Source organism: Streptomyces sp. NPDC001549, assembly GCF_042894025.1.
GTDB classification, from domain to species: Bacteria; Actinomycetota; Actinomycetes; order Streptomycetales; family Streptomycetaceae; genus Streptomyces; species Streptomyces kutzneri.
Genome location: NZ_JBIAVJ010000051.1, coordinates 15,709 through 30,849 on the forward strand (window position 1 = coordinate 15,709; position 15,141 = coordinate 30,849).

Here is a 15,141-nt window from a genome sequence, read left to right on the forward strand (position 1 = left end):
CGGGCGAGGGCGATCTTCGCACGGCTGTTCCGAAACCGCGTCGGCCCCGGAGCGCGCCTTCACTCGCGTCAGCGAACTGGGGCGGCGTGCGTCGCCGGCCGGTCGGCCATGCCGGGCCGGGGACCGCATGATCGCGGTGCTGGGCCTCGCCGCGCTGCGTTACTGAGGATGAACTCGTGGTGTCGTGTTGCTCATGCCCTTTGACAGTGAAGTCAGGCGTGTTGCCGGCGAACCGAGTCGCCTGCACTTGGACCCCTTGGAGCGATCAACGTTGAGCGGTGGTGCTGGCTCCGTCGAGTGATTCCCTGATGATGTCCGCGTGCCCTGCATGCTGGGCGGTCTCTCTGATCAGGTGCAGCAGGATCCGGCGCGCCGACCAGTAGACCGTCTCCGGCGGGGACCACGGAGTGCTGGGGAGGGGCACGCTTCGGTCCAGGTCCCGCAGGTCAGTCACAGCCCGTTCGGTCGTCCGTGCCGCAACTGCGTACTGCTTCAGCAGCCCGGGAAGCGTCTCGTCGTCGGCCATGCCGTATTGCCCCATGTCCAGCATGCCCTCTGGCAGCTCTCCGTCCCCCTCGACCATGATCTGCATCCACACCTGCTCGCCGCGGGTGAGGTGCTTGACGATTCCGCCTAGGGTGAGGTCGCTCGCGGTCGTGCGCTGTGCAGCCTGAGCGTCGGTGATGCCGCGGACCGTGATCAGCAGCAACTCCCGCTGCTCCGAGAGCGCATGCAGAAGCTCACTGCGCTCGCCTCGAAGAAGTGGGGTCGTGTTTTGCGACGAAGTGGTCATGAGCAGACCCTAGGAAGCATGTAGGCCAGAAGGTGTCCTCGATTGGACGACATCGCTGCCTCCAGCGCGTTCGCCTCACACGGCTGGGGTTCGCTGGCGCGACTGCGTTCGCTGTCAGAACGCCTCGATTGGATGACAACGGACAGCTCATCTGGGTTTGATGGTCAGGCCGGTCTCGGCGAGGCAGCCGTCTATGAGGTGGCTGCGGTACTGGATGTAGCGTAGGCCGCGTCGGATGCGCTGGATGAGGTGTTCGGGGGTGCTGAAGGCAACGTTGGAGAGCCAGCCGCGTCGCAGGAGGGACCAGATGCCTTCGACGGGGTTGAGGTCGGGTGCGTAGGGCGGCAGGTAGTAGATGGTGAGCCAGTCCCGGGCTTCGGCGAACTTTCGCAGGTCGGCGGCCTTGTGGACGTTGAGGTTGTCCCAGACGAGGACGATCGGGCCGCGGAGCTGCTGGTGTGCGGCGATCAGTAGGTCCCGGTAGTCGCGCCAGGAGAAGCTCTTGCGTCGCGGCGGCGACTGCTCAAGGCCGTTCCCGCGCAGGGCGGTCCCGAGCGCCGGATGGGCACCGAGGTACAAGGAAGCGTGAGTCAGCAGGTGGCCGACTGAACCGCCTTCTTCAGCCCGAGCGGCGGTAACAGCAAGCGGGGCGAAGGCTATTGTGCCGCTTCAGATCGCACGAGCGGCGCGAGGGCGCAACCCTCCATCCCGGGCACCTCTACGGCCGCCCGCCGCTGTTGAGGGCCACAGCCTCCGGCGCAAGGGCGCACGGGAAGTAGACCAGTTGGGATGGCAGTGAACTTTACCGTTACATCGCAGAGCCTGATCAGTACTTTCGGCCTCGACGGCATCACATACTTTCCCCATCAGGGCGCCGAAGCGGTAGTTGACCCACACACGGCGAATTTCCTCAGCACGATCGGGCTCCCCTCATCAGACGTTTTCAACACCCGTGCAGACCTCAAGAACCCATACAGTCCGGAGATCGACGCGATCACCATCGGGAGTCGATTCGATCACTATGATATCGAGTGCCCTGATGAAAGCCGGTCATGGTGGAGCCTCGGATACTTCTTTACGTCGCTGCTCACTCTGGATCCGGAGTCCGGAAAGGTTTACGCCTTCCCTGAAGGAGCCGAAGGCTACATCGAGCTGCACCGGGACGTCGAATCGCTCGTATTCGCCTTGATTGAACTGCGCAAGGTAGAAATAGAGCGGGGAAACGGGTCCGAACCAGAAGAGCTCGTATCACGCTTCCGAGAAATCGTCGAAGCCTTCGACACGACACCATTTTCCGACGAGGAAAGCCAGTAGAACCTCTCGCTGGAGGAATTTGAATACGGAATCTGGTAAGACCTGCCCTCCCGGGCGACCAGGGCTCCATCGTTCTCACGGTCGGCCCGAACGTAGCCGCTATGGGCCTGATGCCCCAACTCGGCCGTGATGGTGATGCGTGATGGATCGGCAGGTACACGCGCAGGCACGGCTCCCGATGATCATGGAGTGCCCTCTATGACCCGGCCGCCGGGCCGGCCGCCGTCGTGTGCGGGGCCTCGGCCTTCTCATCGTCCGTCGTGGTGGCAGTCTGCCCGACCCCGGAGGGCCGTGTGGCCTCACCGCGGAGAGGGTGTTGAAGCGGATCCCGCCCGCCGGGGTGCCACTCCGGCGCCGGCCCCACGGCGTCGCCGTGCTCGGTGATGACGCTCTTCAGAGATCCCCACCCCTCGCGCTCGCCGAGAGCGTCCTTGACCGTGGCAGCGATCCAGGCGTGCTCGGGCGGGCGGATCGCGAACTGGTGCAGCGCACAGTCGGGGTCGTTCGACGATCACACGCGAGCAGCCCGAAGGCGGTCCCCGCATCAATGAGCATCGCAGCCTCCGGGGTGGGTGCCCCGTCTGAGGGTGCGGGGCCCGGCGATCTGCGGCTGCGCCGTGTGGGTGCGAGTGACTGGAAGCGTTGCCGCAGGCAGGCAGCGGCGGGGACCGAGGACCCCGGCTGCGTGCCCGCCGGGACGGTGTGTCAGACCATGGGGAGCCGGTCCACCAACAGCTCCACCCTCGGCTCAGCGTCCTCGGGCAGCAGGCGGCCCGCTCGGGTCAGGGTCGCCAGGCCGTGCAGAGCCGCCCAGAACACCTCGGTGAACAGCCCCGGGTGGACGCCGTCGCCGGTGACCTCGGCGAGGCACTCGAGTAGGGCGGCGAAGGCGTCCTTCAGCGGCTCGGGGGTGTCCTCCTGCGCGTACGCCAGGCCGCCGTCGAGCTGGAACAAGGCGTCGTAGACCGCCGGGTTGTGCTCGGCGAAGTCGAGGTAGGCGCGGGCGAGGGCGGCGACCCGCTCGCGCGGGCTGTTCCCTCTGGAGGCCGCGGCACGCACCGCCGCGGCCAGCTCGGCGGCGCCTTCCAGGGCGACGGCGCCGATGATCTCGCGCTTGCCGCGGAAGTGGCTGTAGAGGACGGGCTGGCTGTATTCGATGCGCTCGGCGAGCCGGCGGGTGGTGACCGCGTCCCAGCCCTGCTGCTCGGCGAGTTCGCGGGCCGTCGCCACGATGAGGCGCTCGCGGTCCGCCCGTTCGCGCTGCTTGCGTTCCTGTACCGACATGAATCGATCCTAGCATCGCTAGACATACGAGCGTGAGCAGTACTAGCGTTGCCTCATCATCTAGCAACGCTAGTTCACGGAGGGATCGTCATGCTCAATGCACTCGAGGTCGTCACCACCGTCGTCGTCGGCCTGATGGTGGGGGTGGAGTTCTCCGTCGCCTTCATCATGAACCGGATCCTGGACGCGCTTCCCGAGGACAGCGGCCAGCTCGGCCACGCCCACGGCGGCCGGATGCTCGGCGCCCTGATGCCGTTCTGGTACATCGGCTCGATCGTCCTCAGCGCGATCTGGGCCGTTGCCGGATGGCACCACCACGGCGCCGGACTCGTCGTCACCGCCGCCGGACTGCTGATCCTCAGCGTGGTCATGTCGATCCTGCTGCTCGTCCCGATCAACAACCGAAACAAGACCTGGACCTCCGAGAACCGGCCCGCCGACTGGAAGGAGCAGCTGCACCGCTGGAACCGCTACCACTACATCCGCGTCGCCGTCATCGTCGCCGCGTTCACCCTGCTGGTCGCCGCCCTCGCCTGATACCACCGCTGCCCCGACATGCCTGGCTCACCCCTGCATGTCGACGGCTTTTGCCCTGTCGGGGTGGGCCGGAGAGGGCATCGGATTTCTGACCCCGTGAGCCGAGGCCGCGCTGGTGGCCAATCCCCACTCTTCGGGGGCGGCTGACCACCGAAATCCCGACATTCGGGAATGCAGCTGCCGCTCAGATCCCACAACTGCGATCCCGGCAAGCTGCGCCCCTCGATCGGCCGCATCCACGCGGCCTGATCGGGCCCCACACGACTCGACAAGCTCCACGAAGCTCACCAAGCTGACGAAGACTCGCATGGAGAAGAACAATGTCGCTGAAGAAGATCAACACCGTCCTGGCCGCCGCCTTCATCCTCTTCATCCTCTGGTTCGGGACGGAGTACATCCTGAGCCCGGAGACGACGGCACCGGGCTACGGCCTGCCGAGCTGGCCGTCCGGCGATGGCGACGGCTTCCTGATCATCAAGGGAATCCGCGACGTCGTCATGGCCCTGGTTCTGGGCATCCTGCTGGTGACGGGTCACCGCCGTGCGCTGGGCTGGGTGCTGTTGACGGAAGCACTCGCCGCGTACGGCGACATGACCAACGTGCTGGCCCACCACGGCTCCGTGGCCACCGCGCTCGGCGTCCACTGCCTGACCGCGACACTGATGGTGGTCAACGGCCTGCTGATCATGCGCGAGACCCGCAACGTCGCGGCCGCTCCGGAAACGCCCGCCCCACAGCCCGCCTAGCGCAGATCGGGCCGGATCAATCCATGGGTTTCGCCCCGTTCCAGGCCCTGGCCCGGTAGACCGTCGCGCGTCACTCGCGCGCAACTGACGGACGAAGACTGGGAGTTCACCGAGCCGCACCTGCCGATCGGCGAGTACGGCCGGTACCCCAAGACCCTGCGGCACCAGTTCCTGGAGAAGACCGCCGCCGAAGAGGAGAAGGCCCCCGCCAAAGGGGGCAGCCCCGAAGAACAAAGCGGACGCGAGGCCGAAGCGGCCCCCGAGCGGGAGGAACGACGACGGGTCCGCCGCCGGCGAAAGCTCTGTCTGAAGACCGCCCTCTCGGGACGCTCGCGGGGCGGGCAGACCGGCGAGCTCCACCTCGCCGCCGACCGCAGGTGTCGCCCGCTGGCGTTCGCGCTGACCGCCGGACAGGCGGCCGACAGCCCGCAGTTCATCCCCGTCCTACGGAAGATCCGGTCCGCAGGCCCGTCGGCCGCCCCCGCACCCGGCCGGAAGCCGTCGCCGTCGCCGTCACCGTCGCCGGGGACAAGGCTCGCTCCTCCCGCGGTAATCGCCACCACCTGCGTAAACGTCACATCAAGGCGGTCATCCCGGAGAAGGCCGACCAGGCCGCCAACCGGAAGAGGAAGGGTTCCGGGAGTGGCCGGCCCGTCGGCCACGACGCCGGCCTCTACAAGGAGAGGAACACCGTCGAGCGGCAGATCAACAAGCTCAAGGCATGGCGGGGCGTCGCCACTCGATACGACAAGACCCCGGACAGCTACCTCGTCGGCCTTTACCTGCGCGCCTCGATGATCTGGATCATCAAAGACCTCACCAGAGCGACTCATTGATCACGACCCGATACGCGCCCTTAAGAAGGCGGCCTCCCGCTCCCGAGTGTCACCCTTCTGCATCCTCCACGACCGAGGCCCTCCTGATGTCGCAGTCATCCGTTGGTCGGGTAGGCCGTCAAGGCGTCGCCAGGTTCGGAGAGGGCCAGTCCGATGTACTCGTTGACCAGGTAGGGGGCGATGCCGGGCCGTGTCGGCAGGTCGGCGCCGGTACGCGCGTCCAAGGTGAGGGGGCCGTCGCCGGTTTTGCCGTAGATTCGCCCGTGCCACACCGCGGTCACTTGGGGTGCGATGCGGCCGGCGTTCTTGTCCGGCAGCTGCCAACGGACGGCACCGCTGGTGTCATCAACGGCCCAGACGTAGGACTCGAGACTACGCCCGGCACACACGAGGGTGCTCGCGCCGTCGTGAGCGCAGTCACTGCCGGGAAGGTCGTCCGGCAGATCCCGCTTCACCTTGCCGGTGGTGGGGTCGAGGAGCTGGCGGTACTGGATCCGAAAGTCGGACTTGTTCTTCGCCGTGGCGAGAATGAGATGGGGGCCCGCCGGCTTCACGCTGAGGTTGATGCGGTCCTCCGCCCGCCACTTCTCTGCAGCAGTAGCCAGGTCGTATCCGGCTGCGGCCGAGTAGTCGCTGTCGGCCTTGTCCCACTTCTCGCCCGTCACGACGCCGTCCGTGACTGACGCCGCCTGAAACAGGTCTTTAGTCCACAGCACACGATGACTGTCGAGATCGACGGCATAGGTGGTGGCTCCGGCTGAGATCGTCGGCTGGGTGGGGGAGAGCGTAAAGACAGCGACCTTGCCCGACACCCCGACGACCGAAGAAGCGATCGGAGACTGGCTACGCTTCGTCCACTCCGGAAGTTCCAGCGGCATCCGCCACGGGGTGGCCCCCGCGGCCGTGGGGATCGCCGTGAACTCCAGAAAGACGCGCGGGGCCTGCGTTCCGACGCCCGGCTGATGAACGAAAAATGTGGTGAGGACGAGCGGTGACTCAGCGCCGGTGACAAAGGGAGCCGGGAAGCCGTTCTCAAGATTTGGGGTCAACTTCACGAGTGGCTCGGCTTCCGAAGTGACCGCGGTGGTGACCGCGCCGCTAGCCGTGTCGACCGCCAGGACACGATCGGGCAGAGCCACATATGCCGTCTGCTTGTGGAGAGCCACTGGCGTCCCTCCCCCCGGCCATGTCAACCGGCCCGACCCAGCCTCCTGCGGCATGAGCACTCCGGCGCCGCCATCGAAACGTGCCGGCGGATCGTGTACGGCGCGCGGTGGCTTGCCAGGTGTGCCTGTGGAAGCCGGTGGAGCAGCGTCCATGGCGTTTGGCACTGGTGCCTTCGTACAGCCAGCGGTTGCCATCGCCAAGACCGCGACGAACACATAACACCGTTGTGCAGTCCTGGACTTCACAAGCCGCCTCACCTTCTTCGGAGTCAAACGATCACTCTAGAGCAGGGCCTGGACATCGGGCGGTCACCTGAACATGACTGGCGCCGGACAACTGCACGGTTCCTCACACCGCCCTGGGCAGGCCGAGTTTCGAAGTCACCGGGGGGCCGCAGTCGCCATGGCCCCGGCGGGCCGGCTCCCGGCCCAACAGGCGGGACGCCGGGAACCGCACGAGTGTCCTGATCTCACGTCAGATGTCTGGATGATCACAGGCTTTGGAAGGTGCACCTGCGCGCCGAGGGCCGGGCCGTGCGCACCCGCCCGCACGTGTACCCCTACGCTGGTGCCCGCGGATCTTCAACAGTGCGACGAAACGGAGCGTGACGGGTGACGGGGGCGAACGGCGCGGAGCTGGTCGGCAAGGCTCTGGGCGGGCGGTACCTCGTGACCGCGATGATCGGGCGCGGTGGCATGGGTGTGGTCGCCCGGGCGGTGGACCAGCTGCTGAACCGCGAGGTCGCCGTCAAGGTCCTGCGGGCCTTCACCGACGCCTCCCCGGCCGAACTGGCCGATCTGCGGGTCAGGATGCAGCGGGAGGCGCAGGCCGCCGCCCGCATCCGGCACAGCGGTGTGGTCACCGTGCACGACGTGGTCGAGGAGCAGGGGCTGCCGGTCATCGTCATGGAGCTGGTCGACGGGCCCTCCCTCGACGACGTGCTGGCGGAGCGCGGCCCACTGGACCCGCGTGAAGCGGCCGCGATCGGCGCCAAGCTGATGGACGCGCTCGACGCGGCACACCGGGCCGGGGTCCTCCACCGGGACGTCAAGCCCGGCAACGTACTGCTTGAGCGCAACGGCCGGGTCGTACTCACCGACTTCGGCATCGCCAGCATGGAGACCACCGGCGACGAGGCCCTGGCCAAGCTGACCCAGAGCGGTCAGATCGTCGGCTCCCTCGACTATCTGCCGCCGGAACGCGCACAGGGCCTGGAACCGGGTGCCGCGTCGGACATCTGGGCGCTCGGCATGACGCTGTACGCGGCCGTGGAGGGCTCTTCGCCCTTCCGCCGTACGTCGGTGTGGTCCACGCTGGCGGCGATCGTCGGCGAACCGCTGCCGGAGCCCCGGCGCGCCGGACCGCTCACCCCGGTGCTGCAGGCGCTCATGGCCAAGGACCCGCTGCAGCGGCCCGACGCCGGGCGGGCGCGCGACATGCTGGAGGCGGTTGCCGGGGTCAGGACGGCGGACCTCGCACCGGCACCGGCCCCCAGCCCGTCCCTCCGCCGGCCTTCGGTCCCCCCGCCGCGCCGTTCTCCCAGCCCGCCCCCCAGCCAGTCGCCTCCTACACGCCGACCGACGCCTACGGCGCCCCTCCGCAGCCGGGCGCCGCGCAGCCGAGCGCCGCGCAGCCGGGCACGGCCCCCGGCATACCCGACGGTCACGGCAGCCGTTCCGAGACCAGTGCCACGACCGTACGCACGCGAGGCCGCCGCACCCGTACCGTCGTCGCGGTGGCGGCCGCCACCGTCCTCACCTGCGGCGGAGTCGCCTACGCCCTGATGGACACGCGGGGCGACGCGGGCGGCGGCGGGTCGAACACGGCGCTTCCGACGGCGAGCAGCGCCGCCGACGGTGACATGTCCGACGGCCCGGCCACCCCGGGAGACCTGACGTCCGCCACCCCCTCGAAGAAGGACGAGGACCGGCAGACAGGTCCCACGCCAACGCCCGGCAACGGCGGCTCGGCCACGAAACCGTCCGGCTCGCCGAAGGCAACGACCAGCTCCCCGGTGAAGGAGCCCGTCCCGGTGTCGACGGCGTGCACCGGTTGGGCCCACTCGAACCGCAGCGACGGCTACGGGTACGCGGCCCAAGAAACCCACCTCTACACCGGCCCGTACGCGGAGTGCTCCTATGTGACCGCGGTCAAGTCCGGCGTGAAGGTCTACTACCACTGCTACGTCACCAATGCCCACGCCAACAAGTGGATCTACGCCCGTATCGAGGGCACGAGTACCGAAGGCTGGCTGGTCGGCGACAAATCCACCCTGAAGAGCGGCACACTCGCCCGCTGCTAAGACCGATCCGCGCTTCACCAGAGGGTGAGTTGCTGTCGCGGGCCGGGGCGGTGTCCGGGCTTTCCGGCGTGGTCACGTACGGGGCGTGTCTCATCCGGGGGTGCTCGGGGCCACTGTCCGGCGGTTCGGTGAGCAGAGCTCGACCCCCGGGTTCCGCGCCGTCGCGGGCGTGGCGGCGGGAGTTCCGCATCCGGCGTGTGGTGGGTGGGCCGGACGGGCACGATGGGCACGATGGGAGACGGTCGCGCACCCGCGGCCCGCGTGGCGTATCGATAGGGACACCGATGGCGACAGGCATTGTGAAGTGGTTCAACTCGGAGAAGGGGTTCGGGTTCATCCAGCAGGACGACGGCGGACCCGACGTGTTCGTCCACTTCTCCGCCATCCAGACCACCGGCTTCAAGGAACTCGCCGAAGGCGCCAAGGCCGAGTACGACGTCACCCAGGGCCCCAAGGGACCACAGGCCGAGCACGTCGTGCCCATCGGCTGACGGGCCCCGTACACGCCCACCCACGACGGGAGCCTTCTGCCCGAGGCCCGGCAGGGGACTCCCCCGTGCTCGCACATCGCGCGAGCCACCGAGCCGAGAGCCGCTACGCCCCTCCCTGTTGGGCGGCTGACGGAGCGTCGTCTGCGATGTGCGTGCTCAATCTGTGAGGAAGGCGCCTTCGCGGCACGCGCGGCAGACGAAGACGTAGCCAAGCTGGCCGCCGAGGTTCATCGCGGTCTGCGAGGAGATCCCTTCCTCCAGGTGCGCCGCGAATTCCGTCGTGCCGGCGCAGGAGGGGCATGCGGGCAGTCGGTCGTCCTCAAGGTAGGAGGGGCTGCCGCCGAGCGACCCGAGCACTTCGCGTTGCTTCCCGAATCGTTCTTCGGGTTCCCGCTTCCATCCCGAGCGGGCAAGGTCGTACGCGTCAGGCGCGAGCTCGTCGTGGTCGTCGTTCTCTTCGGGGTCGAGCGTCACGACCTGGGTGCGGATGGCCGAGGTAGCGGGCAGCAGCGTCACTCCCGTCTCGGGCACAACCACCGGCTGCAGTTCCAACCGGGGAAACAGGTAGACCCGGTTCGCGCCGGAAGCCGCGTCCCAGGATTCACATGCGCCCGGATCGTTCTGGCACACGAATACCGACAGAACGCCGTACTCGACAGGGAGATGAGCGAAGAACTGCAGCGGCCCTCCACAGCCGGAGCCGCACATGGGCCAGGTGAATCCCGCAGGAGCCAGCGGCACACCCCCGGTACGTGGGACGTCCGAGTCGGCCGGAGCGGTGCCGTCATAGATCATCAGAGTGGTCTGCATGGCGACAGGCTAAGGGCAGCCTATGACATGACCGGTCCCGTCATCGGCAGCCTCGCCGATCGCCTCCAGCAGGCGCATCGACCACTCCCGGTCCCCGCCCTCTGGCGTGCCGAGCGCCCCGGGCGGCGCAGCGCCCGGCGCCGCCGGAGCGGGCTGGGGTGGTAGTGCCGGTGTCACAGCTGGGGGACGTACGGGGCGAGGCCGACGATGAGGATGGACCGTTCGCCCGGCCCTGCCTCGGGGCCCGCGCGGACCGGGCCGACGTAGTGGCTCACTCTGTGGTCGTGGACGGCGTAGCCGTCCAGTGGGTCGGTGAGGGTGAATTCGGCGTGGATGTCCGCCCACGGGTCCTCGGGCCGCAGGCCCGCGCTGCCCGGTGTGGCGATGACGTTCTGCCCGCCCGTGACGTTGGTACGGCTGATCAGGTGGGCGAAAGTGAACGTGCTGGCGGAACCTCCGTCCTGGTGCAAGCAGTCCGGGGAAGAAACGGCCTCCTGGCCAGGACGGTCGACACCGAGCCTGATCAGGTGCACACCAGCCCACAGCGGCCGTCTCCCCAGATTCTTCAGCGACAGGACCTGCTCGATGTCCCAGCGCAGGAGTCGCAACAGCAGAGCGTTGCCGCGCAGCGCCTCGGGGATGTCGGGGAGCACGCGGCGCGTCCGCGGGTACTCAGGGTCGTCCTCACCCTGGGAGAAGTCGGTGACCGTACCGTAGACGGGGTCGGGGGTTCCGGGAATCCAGGACAGTTCGTCCTTCCACGGCAGGTACACGGCATGGGAGTAGCGGCGGAACCGATTCGTCCCCGGAGCGTACGGGTCGGGCGGCAGAGTCGCGAAGACCTCCCGGATCCTGGCCAAGTCCCCCGCAGCGGAGCCGGCCGGGATGATACCGAGCTGCGCAGCGCCGTAGCGGGCGAACCCGCGCTCACGCAGACCGTCCATGCCCTCACCCGGACCCCCCGCATCGGAGTGCGATCGCCGCTGGGGCTCAGCCTTTTCCACGTGTTCCTCCAACAGGTCACCACACGGGCCATGGCGCCGGCGGCCGTGCCGGCCTTACACACGTCTCGCCCGTCACGCCCCGGGCTCGACGCGGCCCTACGATGCAAGCCACAGCCCTTGCGGCGTGCCCGTCGAACGATCGAGACTACGGGCAGTCCGGGTGCGAGCGTCCTACGGGTCGCCGGAGGAAGCAAATGGCTGGGCTGCGCTGTCTCCTCGCCGCTGAGCCCGCAACCGCCCGTACCCCGGCCGGGGTACACATCGGTGGTCCGGAGCCCGGACGTGGGTACGCGTACTCCCGTGAAGGGCAGCGGTCCACCGGCAGGCTGCGGTCATGCGAACGGTCTCCCTCCCGAAGCCCCTGATGGCGGCCGTGTTCGGCGCCCTGGCCCTCTCCGTCTGCGGCGTGCCGAACGCGGACGCCGACCGGTCCCCCGCCGGCAAGGCGCTCCCGGCCGCCCCGCCCCGAGGACCCGCCGGGCGGGTCCGGGCCGGTCACGCCCCGCTACGGCCCGGGGCAGACGCCGCCCGGCATTCCGAACGCGGACGGGTCGATCCCGGTCCCGCCCGACGACCCGGTCCCGCTCGACGACCCGGCGCCGCCCCTTCCCGCCGCGACGCCGACCCGCCCGGGCACGGGGCGGAGGTACTGACCGAGGCGGAGCGCTACGTCGCAGACCGGCACGCCCGCCGGATCACCGAGGCCCTGCGGAAGGCCGCCCCCGCCGTGTACGACGCCGACCGGCTGGGCCGGGAGGAGGTCTACCACTGGCCCGAGGACAACGGCGACTGGCCCGACGACGTGGAGGAACAGGAAGAACGGCCCTTCGACCCGGTCGGATCCCTCGGTCTGCTGCCGTCCATGGTCGAGAATCGGGGTGTGTGGGTGATGGCCGTGCGCCTCGACGGCTCCGACGACCCACCGGTGGTGATCTCCTTCGACGGCGTGGCACCGTCCGCCGTATGGCAGCCGCATGCCGACCGCTTTTTGCCTGGTGGCCTGCGGGCCGCTGCGCGACGCTCAGCGGCACCGGGTCTGGATCGGTCACGGGGTCTGCGGGCTACCGGGGGCCGGCTTGGTCCGCGGCCGCAGTCGTTCGCCCTGCGGCCCGAACAAGATCAGGTACTCGACCGGCCCGCCGGGGCCGGCGTTCGCCACCCCGTGCGGGGTGCGGGTGTCGAACTCGGCGACGTCCCCGGCGGCCAGGACAAGATCCTGGTTGCCCAGCGCGAGCCACAGCCGCCCGTACAGAACGCACAGCCACTCGTAGCCCTCGTGGGAGACCTGCCGGGGCCGCGCGGGCGGATCCTCGACGGCGGGCAGTACGTGCTTGTGGGCGTGCAAGCCGCCGACGTACCGGGTGAGCGGCAGCACCGTCTTGTCGTCACCGAAGCTCGGCGGCGCCGAGGTGCGATGCTCGGCCACCGGGGCGGGTGCGATACCGGCGAGTTCGTCCAGGGAGACGCCGTACTCCTTCGACAGCTGCAGCACCACCTCCAGGGTGGGCTTGCGTCGGCCGGTCTCGATCCGCGACAGCGTGCTCGGCGAGATGCCGGTCGCCCGGCTGATACCGGCGAGCGTGGCGCCGTGCTGCTCGCGCGCGGCTCGCAGCCTGGGCCCCATCGCCGTCGGCGTGCCGTCCGGGTCATCGCCTGTCACCGTTCCCGCTCCATCCAGCCGCACCGCTCCACCGCCCTGTCCTGCGAGCTTGCCAGAATGGCAACGCCGATCGCGTCGGGCGGCCGCCGCGCCGCATGATCGACGGGTACCCGCGTCCGCCCGCGAACCGAGGAGAAGCCCATGCAGCCCGAGCCGACCGCCGAGCTCCGCCACCGCACCATCGAGACCCCGGCCGGGCGCCTGCACCTGGTCGAGCAGGGCACCGGCCCGCTGGTCCTGCTCGTGCACGGCTTCCCCGAGTCCTGGTACTCCTGGCGCCGCCAGCTCCCGGCCCTCGCCGCCGCCGGGTACCGGGCGGCGGCGATCGACGTGCGCGGCTACGGCCGCTCCTCCAAGCCCTGCGCGACCGACGCCTACCGGATGCTCGACCTGGTGGCGGACAACGTCGCCGCGGTGCGCGCCCTCGGCGAGGAGAGCGCTGTGGTCGTCGGCCACGACTGGGGATCCAACATCGCCGCCGCCTCCGCCCTGCTCCACCCGGGGGTCTTCCGCGCCGTCGGCTTGCTGAGCGTCCCCTACGCCCCGCCGGGCGGCCCCCGCCCCACCGACGTCTTCGACCGGATCGGCGGCCCTGAGCAGGAGTTCTACGTCTCCTACTTCCAGGAGCCCGGCCGCGCCGAGGCGGAGATCGAGCCCGACGTCCGGGGCTGGCTCGCCGGCTTCTATGCGGCCCTGTCCGCCGACACCATGCCCGCCCAGGGCGAGCCCGACCCGCACTTCGTCGCCCACGGCGGCCGGCTGCGCGACCGCTTCCCCGCAGGCAAGCTCCCCGCCTGGCTGAGCGAGGACGACCTCGGCGTCTACGCCGCGGAGTTCGAGCGCACCGGCCTGACCGGCGCCCTCAACCGCTACCGCAACATGGACCGTGACTGGGAGGACCTCGCCCCCCACCGCGGAGCCCCGATCAAGCAGCCGTCCCTGTTCATCGGCGGCACCCTGGACGCCTCCACCACCTGGATGGCCGACGCCATCAACGCCTACCCCTCCACTCTCCCCGCCCTGTCCGCCTCCCACCTGCTGGAAGGCTGCGGCCACTGGATCCAGCAGGAACGCCCCGACGAGGTCAACCGCCTGCTGACCGACTGGCTCACCGCCCTCCAGGGCTGAACCAGACACGCCGAGCACCCGGCCCCGGACACCCCACTCACATAGGCGATACGGCCTTCTCACCGGTCGGCTGCCTTGCCCGCCAACTGGAACGCACAGCCCGACAGACCTAGGCAGGGAGGGCATCCGCCTCCTGAACAGTGCCGCCCGTGGACGAACCGCGTGGACGCCCCCTCCATCACCCAGGCTCTGCCGAGGAGCCAGTGCCGCCGACGCGGCCCGCCTTACTCAGCTCTCCGCCCTATCCGGGACCCCGGATACCGCACCCGCGACCGGCAGAGCCCGCACCCAGGTGCGGTCGCCAGTCAGGTAGTCGTCGACGGCGAGCCCCGCCTCTCTCAAAGCACACTCGAAGGCCTTGGGGGTCAGGGGGCGTGACAGGAACGTCTGGGTCCACTGCGCGCCCGAGAAGCGCTGCAACCCCTCGAACGACAGCCGCCCTGCCTCGGCATCCCAGACGAGGAGTTCGCATCGAGGACCAGGCCGTCCGGCAAGTGCGCCTCGGCGGCGGCGGGGGTGGAATGGGCGGCCAAGGCCGACAGGAGCGCCGCCGCGGGCAGCAGCGCCGGCAACGCGAAGCGAGTGATCTTCATGCCGCGTTCAACGACCGCCGCAACCCGCGTCACTCCACGCCCCCGCCCGGCCACCCGCCCGCGCGTCGGCCGTCATCCCGCTCTCTCCCCGCCCCAACGCCACGTCACCTCCCGCGGCCCGCCGCTCTACCGGGCGTGGGCGGCGCGGACGGTGGTGTTGTCAGGGAGTGGAGGGTCGCGTCCATGATGCTGCCAGGTCGCGATGAGCGCCTGACGGCATCAGCCTGGCAACCCGTGACAGCCATGACCACCACCGCTGCGCAACGCGGGCAAGGACAGCCGTCTCGTCCTGGCTGACGCCCACTGGGGCCTCGGCCGGGGCCCGCCCGCCCGGCGCGGCCCCGGCGGGGGTTGGGGGCGTCGACGGCGGTGGCCACGGTGAGGGTGGTCTTGCTGCTCACCGCTGCGTCCGGCGGGCGCGGCGGGCGGCGGCGAGGTCCAGCACGTCGTCGGTGGCGGTCCGGGGCGGGTTGCCG

The 15,141-nt window shown here is 69.5% G+C and carries 14 protein-coding genes and 2 pseudogenes; 8 read left to right on the forward strand and 8 right to left on the reverse strand.

Features of this window, described 5'->3' with window-relative positions; genetic code table 11:
* Nucleotides 1-265 precede the first annotated feature (265 nt).
* Both ACFY04_RS41970 and ACFY04_RS41975 read right to left on the reverse strand, forming a co-directional pair.
* Nucleotides 266-793, reverse strand: a complete 528-nt coding sequence (locus tag ACFY04_RS41970) for a DinB family protein (protein ID WP_389126150.1) — start codon at nucleotides 791-793, stop codon at nucleotides 266-268.
* 147 nt (nucleotides 794-940) lie between these two features.
* Nucleotides 941-1,336, reverse strand: a complete 396-nt coding sequence (locus tag ACFY04_RS41975) for a transposase (protein ID WP_389126181.1) — start codon at nucleotides 1,334-1,336, stop codon at nucleotides 941-943.
* Between the two features lie 246 nt (nucleotides 1,337-1,582).
* On the opposite strand from ACFY04_RS41975, the gene ACFY04_RS41980 reads away from it, so the two are divergent.
* Nucleotides 1,583-2,107: an SUKH-4 family immunity protein gene (locus ACFY04_RS41980; RefSeq protein WP_389126152.1), complete on the forward strand. Its 525-nt coding sequence runs from the start codon at nucleotides 1,583-1,585 to the stop codon at nucleotides 2,105-2,107.
* 705 nt (nucleotides 2,108-2,812) lie between these two features.
* Here the strand turns inward: ACFY04_RS41980 and ACFY04_RS41985 are convergent.
* On the reverse strand, nucleotides 2,813-3,391 hold the full coding sequence (locus ACFY04_RS41985; RefSeq protein WP_389126154.1) for a TetR/AcrR family transcriptional regulator: 579 nt from the start codon (nucleotides 3,389-3,391) through the stop codon (nucleotides 2,813-2,815).
* Between the two features lie 90 nt (nucleotides 3,392-3,481).
* Here ACFY04_RS41985 and ACFY04_RS41990 point away from each other — a divergent pair, with 90 nt between their 5' ends.
* From ACFY04_RS41990 to ACFY04_RS42000, 3 genes and pseudogenes are all read left to right on the forward strand, one after another.
* Complete coding sequence (locus tag ACFY04_RS41990; protein WP_389126156.1) at nucleotides 3,482-3,928, forward strand: anthrone oxygenase family protein; 447 nt, start codon at nucleotides 3,482-3,484, stop codon at nucleotides 3,926-3,928.
* A gap of 320 nt (nucleotides 3,929-4,248) precedes the next feature.
* Nucleotides 4,249-4,674: a DUF4267 domain-containing protein gene (locus ACFY04_RS41995; protein WP_389126159.1), complete on the forward strand. Its 426-nt coding sequence runs from the start codon at nucleotides 4,249-4,251 to the stop codon at nucleotides 4,672-4,674.
* Nucleotides 4,675-4,689: 15 nt separating this feature from the next.
* Nucleotides 4,690-5,510 (forward strand): annotated as a pseudogene (locus ACFY04_RS42000) (IS5 family transposase).
* Between the two features lie 95 nt (nucleotides 5,511-5,605).
* Here ACFY04_RS42000 and ACFY04_RS42005 read toward each other — a convergent pair.
* The gene (locus ACFY04_RS42005; protein WP_389126161.1) at nucleotides 5,606-6,676 is read right to left on the reverse strand and encodes a hypothetical protein; all 1,071 of its coding nucleotides are present in this window, start codon (nucleotides 6,674-6,676) and stop codon (nucleotides 5,606-5,608) included.
* 612 nt (nucleotides 6,677-7,288) lie between these two features.
* Here ACFY04_RS42005 and ACFY04_RS42010 point away from each other — a divergent pair.
* From ACFY04_RS42010 to ACFY04_RS42020, 3 genes are all read left to right on the forward strand, one after another.
* Nucleotides 7,289-8,461, forward strand: coding sequence for a protein kinase (locus tag ACFY04_RS42010; protein ID WP_389126164.1), 1,173 nt, complete (start codon nucleotides 7,289-7,291; stop codon nucleotides 8,459-8,461).
* Nucleotides 8,413-8,979, forward strand: a complete 567-nt coding sequence (locus ACFY04_RS42015; protein WP_389126167.1) for a hypothetical protein — start codon at nucleotides 8,413-8,415, stop codon at nucleotides 8,977-8,979. The genes ACFY04_RS42010 and ACFY04_RS42015 overlap by 49 nt, the downstream gene beginning before the upstream one ends.
* 284 nt (nucleotides 8,980-9,263) lie before the next feature.
* Nucleotides 9,264-9,470 carry a cold-shock protein gene (locus ACFY04_RS42020; RefSeq protein ID WP_389120982.1) on the forward strand — a complete coding sequence of 69 codons (207 nt, stop codon included), beginning with the start codon at nucleotides 9,264-9,266 and terminating at the stop codon, nucleotides 9,468-9,470.
* A gap of 156 nt (nucleotides 9,471-9,626) precedes the next feature.
* Here the strand turns inward: ACFY04_RS42020 and ACFY04_RS42025 are convergent, their stop codons facing one another.
* From ACFY04_RS42025 to ACFY04_RS42035, 3 genes are all read right to left on the reverse strand, one after another.
* Entirely contained in the window at nucleotides 9,627-10,280 is a 654-nt protein-coding gene (locus ACFY04_RS42025; protein WP_389126170.1) for a hypothetical protein, read from the reverse strand.
* Nucleotides 10,281-10,453: 173 nt separating this feature from the next.
* A complete protein-coding gene (locus ACFY04_RS42030) occupies nucleotides 10,454-11,224 on the reverse strand; it encodes a 2OG-Fe dioxygenase family protein (RefSeq protein WP_389126172.1) in 771 nt (256 codons plus the stop codon).
* 1,105 nt (nucleotides 11,225-12,329) lie between these two features.
* On the reverse strand, nucleotides 12,330-12,944 hold the full coding sequence (locus tag ACFY04_RS42035) for a helix-turn-helix domain-containing protein (RefSeq protein WP_389126175.1): 615 nt from the start codon (nucleotides 12,942-12,944) through the stop codon (nucleotides 12,330-12,332).
* A 141-nt stretch (nucleotides 12,945-13,085) separates the two neighbouring features.
* Here ACFY04_RS42035 and ACFY04_RS42040 point away from each other — a divergent pair, with 141 nt between their 5' ends.
* Nucleotides 13,086-14,072 carry an alpha/beta fold hydrolase gene (locus ACFY04_RS42040; protein WP_389126178.1) on the forward strand — a complete coding sequence of 329 codons (987 nt, stop codon included), beginning with the start codon at nucleotides 13,086-13,088 and terminating at the stop codon, nucleotides 14,070-14,072.
* Nucleotides 14,073-14,300: 228 nt separating this feature from the next.
* Here the strand turns inward: ACFY04_RS42040 and ACFY04_RS42045 are convergent.
* A pseudogene (locus tag ACFY04_RS42045) lies at nucleotides 14,301-14,483 on the reverse strand (hypothetical protein); the annotation flags it as partial.
* Nucleotides 14,484-15,141 lie beyond the last annotated feature (658 nt).